This is a genomic window from Synechococcus sp. WC101, from assembly GCF_047461555.1.
In the GTDB taxonomy this organism is placed as follows: domain Bacteria; phylum Cyanobacteriota; class Cyanobacteriia; order Thermostichales; family Thermostichaceae; genus Thermostichus.
Genome location: NZ_JANSHG010000107.1, coordinates 1 through 8993 on the forward strand (window position 1 = coordinate 1; position 8993 = coordinate 8993).

The 8993-nt window shown below is 60.1% G+C and carries 9 protein-coding genes; 6 read left to right on the forward strand and 3 right to left on the reverse strand.

What is annotated here, in order from left to right; translation table 11 throughout:
• Positions 1 to 1029: 1029 nt before the first annotated feature.
• The 3 genes from mgtE (at position 1030) to NW809_RS08410 (ending at position 3440) form a co-directional block, all read left to right on the forward strand.
• Positions 1030 to 2409 carry a magnesium transporter gene (mgtE, locus tag NW809_RS08400; protein WP_414401934.1) on the forward strand — a complete coding sequence of 460 codons (1380 nt, stop codon included), beginning with the start codon at positions 1030 to 1032 and terminating at the stop codon, positions 2407 to 2409.
• A 104-nt stretch (positions 2410 to 2513) separates the two neighbouring features.
• A complete protein-coding gene (locus NW809_RS08405) occupies positions 2514 to 2711 on the forward strand; it encodes a hypothetical protein (protein WP_414401935.1) in 198 nt (65 codons plus the stop codon).
• Between the two features lie 27 nt (positions 2712 to 2738).
• On the forward strand, positions 2739 to 3440 hold the full coding sequence (locus NW809_RS08410; protein WP_414401936.1) for an MgtC/SapB family protein: 702 nt from the start codon (positions 2739 to 2741) through the stop codon (positions 3438 to 3440).
• A 230-nt stretch (positions 3441 to 3670) separates the two neighbouring features.
• Here the strand turns inward: NW809_RS08410 and NW809_RS08415 are convergent, their stop codons facing one another.
• Entirely contained in the window at positions 3671 to 4294 is a 624-nt protein-coding gene (locus NW809_RS08415; RefSeq protein WP_011429572.1) for a TMEM165/GDT1 family protein, read from the reverse strand.
• Between the two features lie 386 nt (positions 4295 to 4680).
• Between NW809_RS08415 and NW809_RS08420 the strand changes: the two genes are divergently transcribed.
• Both NW809_RS08420 and NW809_RS08425 read left to right on the forward strand, forming a co-directional pair.
• On the forward strand, positions 4681 to 4803 hold the full coding sequence (locus tag NW809_RS08420) for a hypothetical protein (protein ID WP_041438124.1): 123 nt from the start codon (positions 4681 to 4683) through the stop codon (positions 4801 to 4803).
• Between the two features lie 94 nt (positions 4804 to 4897).
• The gene (locus NW809_RS08425) at positions 4898 to 5266 is read left to right on the forward strand and encodes a YraN family protein (protein ID WP_049749715.1); all 369 of its coding nucleotides are present in this window, start codon (positions 4898 to 4900) and stop codon (positions 5264 to 5266) included.
• Here NW809_RS08425 and ruvX read toward each other — a convergent pair.
• On the reverse strand, positions 5233 to 5712 hold the full coding sequence (gene ruvX, locus NW809_RS08430; RefSeq protein ID WP_011429602.1) for a Holliday junction resolvase RuvX: 480 nt from the start codon (positions 5710 to 5712) through the stop codon (positions 5233 to 5235). The genes NW809_RS08425 and ruvX overlap by 34 nt on opposite strands.
• Positions 5713 to 5822: 110 nt before the next feature.
• On the opposite strand from ruvX, the gene ahcY reads away from it, so the two are divergent.
• Positions 5823 to 7103, forward strand: a complete 1281-nt coding sequence (ahcY, locus tag NW809_RS08435) for an adenosylhomocysteinase (protein WP_011429603.1) — start codon at positions 5823 to 5825, stop codon at positions 7101 to 7103.
• 140 nt (positions 7104 to 7243) lie between these two features.
• Here ahcY and NW809_RS08440 read toward each other — a convergent pair whose 3' ends face one another.
• Entirely contained in the window at positions 7244 to 8455 is a 1212-nt protein-coding gene (locus NW809_RS08440; RefSeq protein WP_011429604.1) for an argininosuccinate synthase, read from the reverse strand.
• Between the last annotated feature and the right edge of the window lie 538 nt (positions 8456 to 8993).

Genomic DNA, 8993 nt, shown 5'->3' on the forward strand with positions numbered 1-8993 from the left:
ATGGGTAAGCGACTAAAGTGGCTAGCGGGCTTTTCCGCCCTGCACTCAAGTGCGGGGCTACCAAGCTATCCTTTTGTGTGCAGGTGGGGACTGGCCCGCAGGGCCTGGATCACCGGAGCCAGCTCGATGGCTGCGGGCCGCGTACCCAAGATCACAGAAACCAGGGGAAGGGTGGCCATACGCTCATGGGCAGCGGCACCTGTAGAGGCTGGAAAGAGCTGATCCACTCCGCGCAGCTCATTGGGGTGAGCCTCTTAAAAACACAGGCAGCATAGGGCAGCGTTTTCCCAAGGTCACAAGCTGCCAGGATGGGGACTCTACTCAGTCAGGCTGCGAGCAGAACCCGGAAGAGGTTGTGCTCTCTTGTTCGCTTACCCCGATCTTAACTCCCCATCTGCTCCGCTGATCGTTCACCGAATATGCCAGAAAAAGGTTGACGGGATCCCCTTCCTGCAACTAGCCTAAAAAGGGCTGAAGAGATCCTCTTCGGGCTGTCCGGGTTGTTCCGGTTCAACTCTTTCGGAGGAAAACGTTCAACAACATGGACGCTTCTGGCAGTTGTAGCACCGGCCAGCGGAGATCGCTCTTAGGAGCTCAAGTCCTTGGAGATCTGCGCCTTCCTGGTGCCTTCCATTTTCCCGCTGACAGCCTCAGTCGTCGCTTGAGAGGATCCCGTTTCGCCAACGCGAAGGGACAGGAGAGCTTTCTCAAATAGCTTCTGGCTTGGGTGGCTCTCTCGGTCGGCGACGAACAGATGGGCTGAGCAGAGCTCGACCTGAGCATCGGAAAAGGGAAAAGCAGGAGTGCTTCAAAGGGGACTTCCCCTAGCCTTGGGTTTTGTATTTGTTGTTCGTGGGCCAGGGGGAGCCCTTTGGATTCCCTTTTATCGACTTGGGCTTGTGGGCGTCGAGTCGGGCCTAAGACGTTGAGAGGCGTTCAGCTTCAGGGCTCCCATGAGCCTCGGAGCAGGGGTTGGTCGTTGCCCTCCGGGTCTTTTATCCGGCTGACTCCAACCTTCGGAGGTTTGTTATGCAGCAAAACATTCTTCGCGATCTTCTCTCTCCTGCCTCTTTGGAAGCCGCCAAGCGAGCGGCCAACCGCGCCCCTATTGCCGAGCTGGTGCAGCAGTTGATGGAGATTTCTCCGCGGCAGCGGGTACTGGCTTTTCGGTTGCTGGAAAAAGACAAGGCCATGGCGGTATTTGAGTATTTGCGGCCTGAAGAACAGGCCGATCTCATCCGCAGCATGGAAAACCCAGAGGTGATCCGGCTGGTGGAAGCATTACCCCCAGACGAGCGGGTGCGCCTGTTTGAGGAGCTGCCGGCCAAAGTTACCAAGCGGCTGATCGCCAACCTCAGCCCAGAAGCCCGCGAAGCCGTGAATATCCTGCTGAACTACCCGGAGCGCAGTGCCGGTCGGCTGATGAACCTGCGCTACTTGGCGGTGCGCGATACCCTCACCGTCGGGGCAGCTTTGGCCAGTGTGCGCGACTCCCAACTGGGGGATGACGAGCTGGATGTGATCTTTGTGGTCGATGACCAGCGGTTCTACAAAGGTCTGGTGCGCACCGTGCGGCTGGTGAAGGCGGATCCCGACCTGCCCATTCGGGAGCTGATCGAGGGATCGGATATTGTTGCTCGGGTTACCGACCGGGATCTCCAGGCAGCTCGTTTGCTCAAAGATTCCGGCTTGCCGGCCATTCCGGTGGTCGACAGTGAAGGACGCTTGGTGGGAGATATCACCTTTGAAGATGTCATCAACTTGGTGGAAGAAGAAGCCACCGACGCCGCTCTGGCCCAAGCAGGGGTGGGCAACTTGCTCAGCCGAGACAAGGTTTGGAGCGAGCGCCTGGTTAAAGGCTCCCGTTGGTATGCCGTCCGCCTGCGCATCACGTTTTTAATCATCACCTTGATTGGCGGCATGGTGGTGGGGGGAGTGATCGAAACCTTTGAGGAAGTGTTGCAATCAGTAACGGCAGCGGCTATTTTCATCCCCTTGGTCATGGATATGGGCGGCAATGTCGGTACCCAATCTACGACCATCTTTGCCCGTGGCTTGGCTTGGGGCCACATCAACGTGCGGCAGTTTCTCCCCTATTTGCTGCGGGAAGCCAGCATTGGTGGCATTATCGGAGTGATCCTGGGGGCCACGGCTGGGGTGATTGCCTACTTCTGGCAGGGGGCACCCAATGGGATCCCACAATTGGGTCTAGCGGTGGGCTTGGCTCTGGCCATTGTCCTCACTTTGGGGGCTATCTTGGGCGCCATTTTGCCCTGGGTGATGTTAAAGCTGGGCTTTGACCACGCTCCCGGAGCAGACCCTTTCATCACTACCATCAAAGATTTCACCGGCCTCTGGGTGTATTTCACCTTGGTAGCTTGGCTGGTCGGCGTTGAAGTCGAGTTCTGAGGCTGCTCTCTTCGCCTTGCAGTCCAACTTTGGCTCCCAGGCTACCCCCGGCCTGGGGGAGCTGGATTCAGATTGAATCCGATTATTCGTTCAGGAGGTGTGCCATGACTTTGAAAGCTCCTTCCACCACAGCTCAGTTCCGGTTGCTGCTGCAGCGCTACGCCCATCGAGTCAGCATAACCTGCGCTTTAGAAACGGGTGGTAAGCTGGCCCCAGAAGTGGCCTTTGCTCAACTGGAAACCCTCTGGCAAACCTTGCAACAGGAAGCCACTGCCCTTGGGATCCCAGATGAGGATGGCTAAACTTTATCCTTTCACGAGAACCGGAGCATGACCTGGATTGACTTCACCTTGCGTTTGGCCGTTGCCTTTGTCCTGGGATCCCTTATCGGGCTGGAGCGCCAGTGGCGGCAGCGCATGGCCGGCCTGCGCACCAACACCTTGGTGGCCACTGGCGCAGCCTTGTTTGTCATGCTCTCAGTGCTCACCCCTGATGAAAGCAGTCCAACTCGCATTGCCGCCCAGGTGGTGTCGGGGATCGGCTTTTTGGCCGGGGGCGTGATCCTCAAAGAGGGGGCCAGCGTGCGCGGCTTGAACACCGCTGCCACCATCTGGTGTGCAGCAGCCGTAGGGGCTTTTGCCGGATCAGGGTACATTCCCCAAGCCACCATTGGGGCAGGAGCCGTGTTGATCGCCAACATTCTGCTGCGCCCCCTGGGCTACCGCATCAACCAACAGCCCCTCAAAGGCACGGAGCTGGAACTGGTCTATGAGTGTTCATTTATCTGCAAAAGCCATGCGGAAGCCCACCTGCGCGCCCTGCTGCTGCAGGGCATAGCGCCCACCCATCTCAAATTGCGAGCCCTCTACAGCGAAGACCTAGAAGACAAACCCGACCTGGTCAAAGTTGAAGCGGAGCTGGTCACCCAAACCCGCGACGACCAGGCTCTAGAACTTGTCGTCAGCCGCCTCAGCCTGGAGCCAGGAGTGATTACTGCCAGATGGCGAATTATCGAACAGGAATTTGGATAATCCGAACTTTTTTTCCGACTTCATGGGAGTTCTGCAGCCAAAAGGCAGAATGTGCCCAGCTCAACAAAGAGCGGACCTTCGCGCCATGAAGCGAGAGGAGATTTTGCAGTCCAAGCGGGAGCAGCTCCTACGGGTATGGTTGTTTCAAACCCGATTAAGACGCTCCTCCAGTGCTCGGCTCCACTGACGCAACGAGCTGTTTCATTGCTCTTTGAAATAACTACAGTTGTTTATCCTAACAATTCCCAACTGGTTACCAACGCAAACAGCAGAAACAAGCCGCCCCCCACCCAATGCACGGCCCGTTCAGAGATGTGGGCTGCTAAGAAGCGACCGCCCACCACCGCCAACCCCACCATCAGCCCATGGCCGAGGGTGGCCCCTGCCCAGACACTCAATCCCGGGTGGGTGGCTGCCAAGGAAACGGTGGCAATCTGGGTTTTGTCCCCGAACTCGGCCAAGGCGGTCAGGCTAAAGGCCTCCCACACAACAGCCCAAGCCCCGCCGCGGCCAGCGCCTTTTGCTTCGGCTTGCTCCACCAGCCTGAGGGCTTCTTCCTCTTCTTCCTTCTCCTGCTGGGGAGTCATTTGGTAAGCTTGCCAGAGCATTCTTAGCCCAAAAGCCGCGAAAACTCCAGCCGATAGCACTCGCACGCCCAGGGGTGGCAGCAGCTCAAAAAGCACTTTCCCGGCCACCACAGCCAGCAAGGTCATCGCGGCCAAAGCCAGCCACGTTCCCAAGAAAACCCAGCGGCGCGGGTGTCGCATAGCCAGAATCAGGGGGGTAAAAAAGGTTTTATCCCCAAACTCTGCTACCGTAACCAACAGCAAACTTGACGCAAAACCAGCCCACATCGTTTAGCCTCCAACCTCTCTTGTGTGTGGAATCGCTTCACACCTAGAGGTGAAGGCTGGGAAAGTCAGACGGACTCACCAAGCTCACCTCCGCGTGAACTCAGTGAAAGTCTCGTCACCAAGGCAAGACGATGGGCTTGCCTTGTCTCTGGCACCGGGCTGCTTTTAGCCAGTATGTCGATGCAGAGGGCGGTAAGCCGCCTGACTACTCCCTTTCTAGCCTGAATGGTAGCATGCTCAGCTCATCCAGGAAAGCTCTCCGTTCGCGCCCGTAGGCCTTTGGGATCCCTGCCTTGCCGATGTTGATGCTGCTTCCCACAAGAGGGCTATGCAGGAGAGACAGGCTATCATGGTTACGGTTCAGGAGGAAATCAGGAGAAGGCCACGTGGATGCAAAGCTAGTCTTGGTGGGGGTTGCTTTTGCCCTCTCTTTGGCAAGTTTTTACTTCGGCACCCGCAACGGCTTTTACGACACCGATAAATATCACGGCAACGGCTCTGCCCACTAGGGCCAAGGGGGGAGCGATTCTGAATAGTTCCTTCGAGGAGTTTGTATCTAGGTAGGCTGGGGATCCCTTGCCCAAGCGAACTTCTCTCCAAAACATGGGCGAGGCTGGCGAAGCTTGTGTGCGGCAGTACCTGGAGGAGCAAGGCTGGCAGATCCTGGCGCAACAGTGGCGCTGTCGTTGGGGAGAGCTGGATCTGGTGGCCTCTAGGGCAGGGGAGTTGATTTTTGTGGAAGTGAAAACCCGCAGTGGCCAGGGCTGGGATCAAAAGGGGCTTTTGGCGGTTGGGATCCAAAAGCAGCAGCGCCTAATCCGGGCCGCCCAAGCTTTCTTGAGCCAGCACCCTGATCTTGCTGAACTAGCTTGTCGCTTTGATGTCGCGCTGGTGGAACAGCGACCGGGCAAGGAAGGGGTGAGCTACGCCTTGGCAGACTATCTGCAGGGCGCTTTTGAGCTCTGGGAATAGCGCCGCTCGTCCAGCCAAGTTTGGAGAATCACTGCCGCCGACTGCTGGTCGATAAGCGCTTTCTGGGCCTTAGCCGGGATCCCGGCCTGGCGCAGATCCCACTCCGCCTGTACGGTGCTCAGGTACTCGTTGACCGTAACCACCGGCAAATCCACGGCCGCCTGCAGCGCCCGCACAAACCGCTGCACCTTGCGGGCCTGGGATCCCACCGATCCATCCGCCAAAAGCGGGATCCCGACCACCACCACGGTGGCTTGGCGGCGGCGGATCCACGCCTGCACTTGGGCGATATCTTCCGGCAGGGAACGGCGCCGGATCACCCCCAGCCCCGTGGCCAGCAGCCCCAGCCCGTCGGAGCCGGCCACGCCGATGCGGCGGTTGCCCACGTCCAGCCCCAGCGCCGAAAAGGGATCCCTTGTGGCAGAATAGTTCAGGTCTGTTGACATCTGTTTGTCCCTCTTGCCGACATTGTAACGGCCTGAAACTCCCTCTCTCTGGCCGTGTAGCTCGGCTGAACCTCTATCCTTTTTCGACAACTCTCTTTGGAGCCTTCTCGATGACCAGCGCCACCCTGTCTCTCCCCAAGCACGAAGTTAAAGACCTGGGCCTCGCCTCTCTGGGCAGGCAACGGATCCAGTGGGCGGCGCGGGAGATGCCGGTGCTGGCCCAGATCCGGGAGCGCTTCGCCCAAGAAAAGCCCCTGGCCGGCCTGCGCCTGGTGGCCTGCTGCCATGTCACCACCGAGACGGCCAATCTGGCCTTGGCGCTGCAGGCAGGGGGAGCGGAGAGCGTCCTCATCGCCAGCAACCCCCTCTCCACCCAAGACGATGTGGCCGCCAGCCTGGTGGCCGACTACGGCATCTCGGTCTTTGCCATCAAGGGGGAAGATGTGGAAACCTACCGCCGCCATGTGCAAATTGCCTTGGATCACCGTCCCAACTTGATCATCGACGACGGCGGCGATGTGACGGCGGAGCTGGTGCAGCATCGCCAGGAGCAGCTCCCGGAGATCATCGGCACCACGGAAGAGACCACCACCGGCCTGGTGCGCCTGCGGGCCATGTCTAAGGCGGGGGTGCTCAGCTTCCCGGTGATGACCGTCAACGATGCCGAGACCAAGCACCTGTTCGACAACCGCTACGGCACCGGCCAATCCACCCTGGACGGCATCCTGCGCTGTACCAACATTCTTCTGGCCGGAAAAACGGTGGTGGTGGCCGGCTACGGCTGGTGCGCCAAGGGGGTGGCGATGCGGGCCCGCGGCATGGGATCCCAGGTAATCGTGACCGAGGTCAACCCGGTGCGGGCCCTGGAGGCGGTGATGGACGGCTTTCGGGTTATGCCCATGGCCGAGGCCGCTTCCCTGGGGGATCTGTTCATCACCGTCACCGGCAACAAGCACGTCATCCGCGGCGAGCACTTCGACCGTATGAAAGATGGGGCGATGGTCTGTAACGCCGGCCACTTCGACATCGAGATCGACCTGGTGGCGCTGCAAGAGCGGACGGTTTCCCGGCAGACGGTGCGCCCCTTTGTGGAAGAATACCGTCTCCAGTCGGGCAAATCGGTGTTCGTCCTGGGAGAGGGCCGGCTGATCAACCTGGCTGCCGCCGAAGGCCATCCCGCCAGCGTCATGGACATGAGCTTTGCCAACCAGGCCCTGGCCTGCGAGTACCTGGTGAAAAACCGTGGCCGCCTGGCGCCAGGGCTGCACCCCATTCCGGCAGAGATCGACGAGGCCATCGCCCGCCTCAAGCTCAAAGCCATGGGGATCTCCATCGACAGCCTTACCCCGGAGCAGATCGAGTACGGCAACACCTGGACGGCAGGAACCTAGAGAGAGCCCCTCACCTCCGCGGTGGCAAACCTGGCCCACCTGCGCCGTCGTGCCAGCAGGCAAGCGGCTTGACACCTCCCCCCCAGCAGGCTAGCCGGTTGACCAGCACCCCGGATGGACAAATTGCCTGGCGGTAGAGTTCAAGCACCACTGCCGCGGTGCACCTGCGCCCAAGTGCGGGTAGGCAGGCCCCAGATGTAGATGAAGCCTTCGGCAGCCCGGTGGTCGAATTGATCCCCTTCCCCGTAGGTGGCCAGCTCCGCGTTGTAGAGGGAGTAAGGGGAGCGGCGGCCCACGCAGACCGCCTGGCCCTTGTGCAGGCGCATCCGCACCACGCCGGTAACGCTTTTTTGGGTGGTGCGGATGAAGGCGTCCAGGGCCTCCCGCAGCGGCGAGTACCAGAGGCCGTTGTAGACCAACTGGCTGTAGGTGGTCTCGATGCCGTACTTGTAGTGGAGGACCTCGCGAGTGAGGGTGAGGCTCTCCAGCTCGCGGTGGGCCTGGATCAACACCGTTAGGGCCGGGCACTCGTAGATCTCGCGCGACTTGATCCCCACCAGCCGATCCTCGATCATGTCGATGCGACCGACACCGTGGCTGCCGGCCAAGGCGTTGAGCCGCTCGAAGAGGGCTCTGGGGCCGAGGCGCTGCCCGTCCAGCTCCACCGGGATCCCCTCTTCAAAGGCGATCTCCACGTAGGCGGGCTCGTCGGGGGTTTGAGCAATAGAGCGGGTGAGGGCGTAGACTTCCTCCGGCGGCTCTTGGTCGGCGTCCTCCAGGATCCCGGCTTCGACGCTGCGGCCCAGGATGTTGAGGTCGATGCTGTAGGGGCTGGATTTTTGTACTGGCATAGGGATGCCGTAGCGCTCGCCGTAGGCGATGGTCTCCTCGCGGGTCATGCCCCACTCGCGCGCCGGGGCCAGCACCTTGAGCTTGGGGTTCAAGGCGGCGATGGCCAGGTCGAAGCGGACTTGGTCATTGCCCTTGCCGGTGCAGCCGTGGGCCACGGCGTCGGCGCCCACCTCTTCGGCCACCTCCACCAACAGCTGGGCGATCAGGGGCCGGGCCAGGGCAGTGGAGAGAGGGTAGCGCTGCTCGTAGAGGGCATTGGCCTGGATAGCGGGGAAGGCGTAGTCGGCAATCAGGGTCTGGACGGCCTCCCGCACCAGGGATTGCTCGGCCCCGGCCCTCAGGGCCTTGGCTTGAATGGCCTCCAGCTCCGCCCCCTGACCCAAGTCCACCGCCAGGGTGACCACCGATTCCACCCCCCACTCGTGCTTGAGATAGGGGATGCAGACGGAAGTATCGACGCCCCCCGAATAGGCCAATACCACTTTCTTTGCCCGTCCCATGCTGCTGCGGATCCCTGTTCAAAAGAAGTTGCTAGCCCATTATGCCCTGTGGCTTGGATCTTGAGGCGGGGGGTGGCAGCGGACGAAGGGGAGACATCACGGTATCGGGGCGCGCCAAGGGATCCCTCCTCGGCCAGGCTTACGGAGGGAGGAAGAACGCCTTGTGCGCAAGGACGGTTTCCACCCTCGACCCAAGCCCAGAGGGCAGGCAGCAACGCCGAAAAGGCAACAGCAATCGAGCTACCGGAAAAAAGCTAAAAGGGATCCACGGTTACCGAAAAGCGCCACAAAGCCCCTCCTGATCAAGGCTCCAACTGCTTACCCTGAAATTGGGGATGGCTTCTTGCAAGACTGGTTGGAAGACTGCTACTGGAATTGGGATCCGCAGCGTTACCCAAGTCGCAAAGCCCATCATCTGGCCCGCTGCCAATGGCAAATCCATTTCTACCAGCATCTGATGCAGATAGGGCTCCCACTCCCGGAGTCCACACGCGCCCGTGCCGCGACAGAAGTTTTTTAAATTTGTGTTAATTTAGGG

Excerpts from the sequence above, each read along its gene's own strand:
- mgtE (WP_414401934.1), top strand. The coding sequence starts at position 1,030 with ATGCAGCAAAACATTCTTCGCGATCTTCTCTCTCCTGCCTCTTTGGAA.
- NW809_RS08405 (WP_414401935.1), top strand. The coding sequence starts at position 2,514 with ATGACTTTGAAAGCTCCTTCCACCACAGCTCAGTTCCGGTTGCTGCTG.
- NW809_RS08410 (WP_414401936.1), top strand. The coding sequence starts at position 2,739 with ATGACCTGGATTGACTTCACCTTGCGTTTGGCCGTTGCCTTTGTCCTG.
- NW809_RS08415 (WP_011429572.1), bottom strand. The coding sequence starts at position 4,294 with ATGTGGGCTGGTTTTGCGTCAAGTTTGCTGTTGGTTACGGTAGCAGAG.
- NW809_RS08425 (WP_049749715.1), top strand. The coding sequence starts at position 4,898 with ATGGGCGAGGCTGGCGAAGCTTGTGTGCGGCAGTACCTGGAGGAGCAA.
- ruvX (WP_011429602.1), bottom strand. The coding sequence starts at position 5,712 with ATGTCAACAGACCTGAACTATTCTGCCACAAGGGATCCCTTTTCGGCG.
- ahcY (WP_011429603.1), top strand. The coding sequence starts at position 5,823 with ATGACCAGCGCCACCCTGTCTCTCCCCAAGCACGAAGTTAAAGACCTG.
- NW809_RS08440 (WP_011429604.1), bottom strand. The coding sequence starts at position 8,455 with ATGGGACGGGCAAAGAAAGTGGTATTGGCCTATTCGGGGGGCGTCGAT.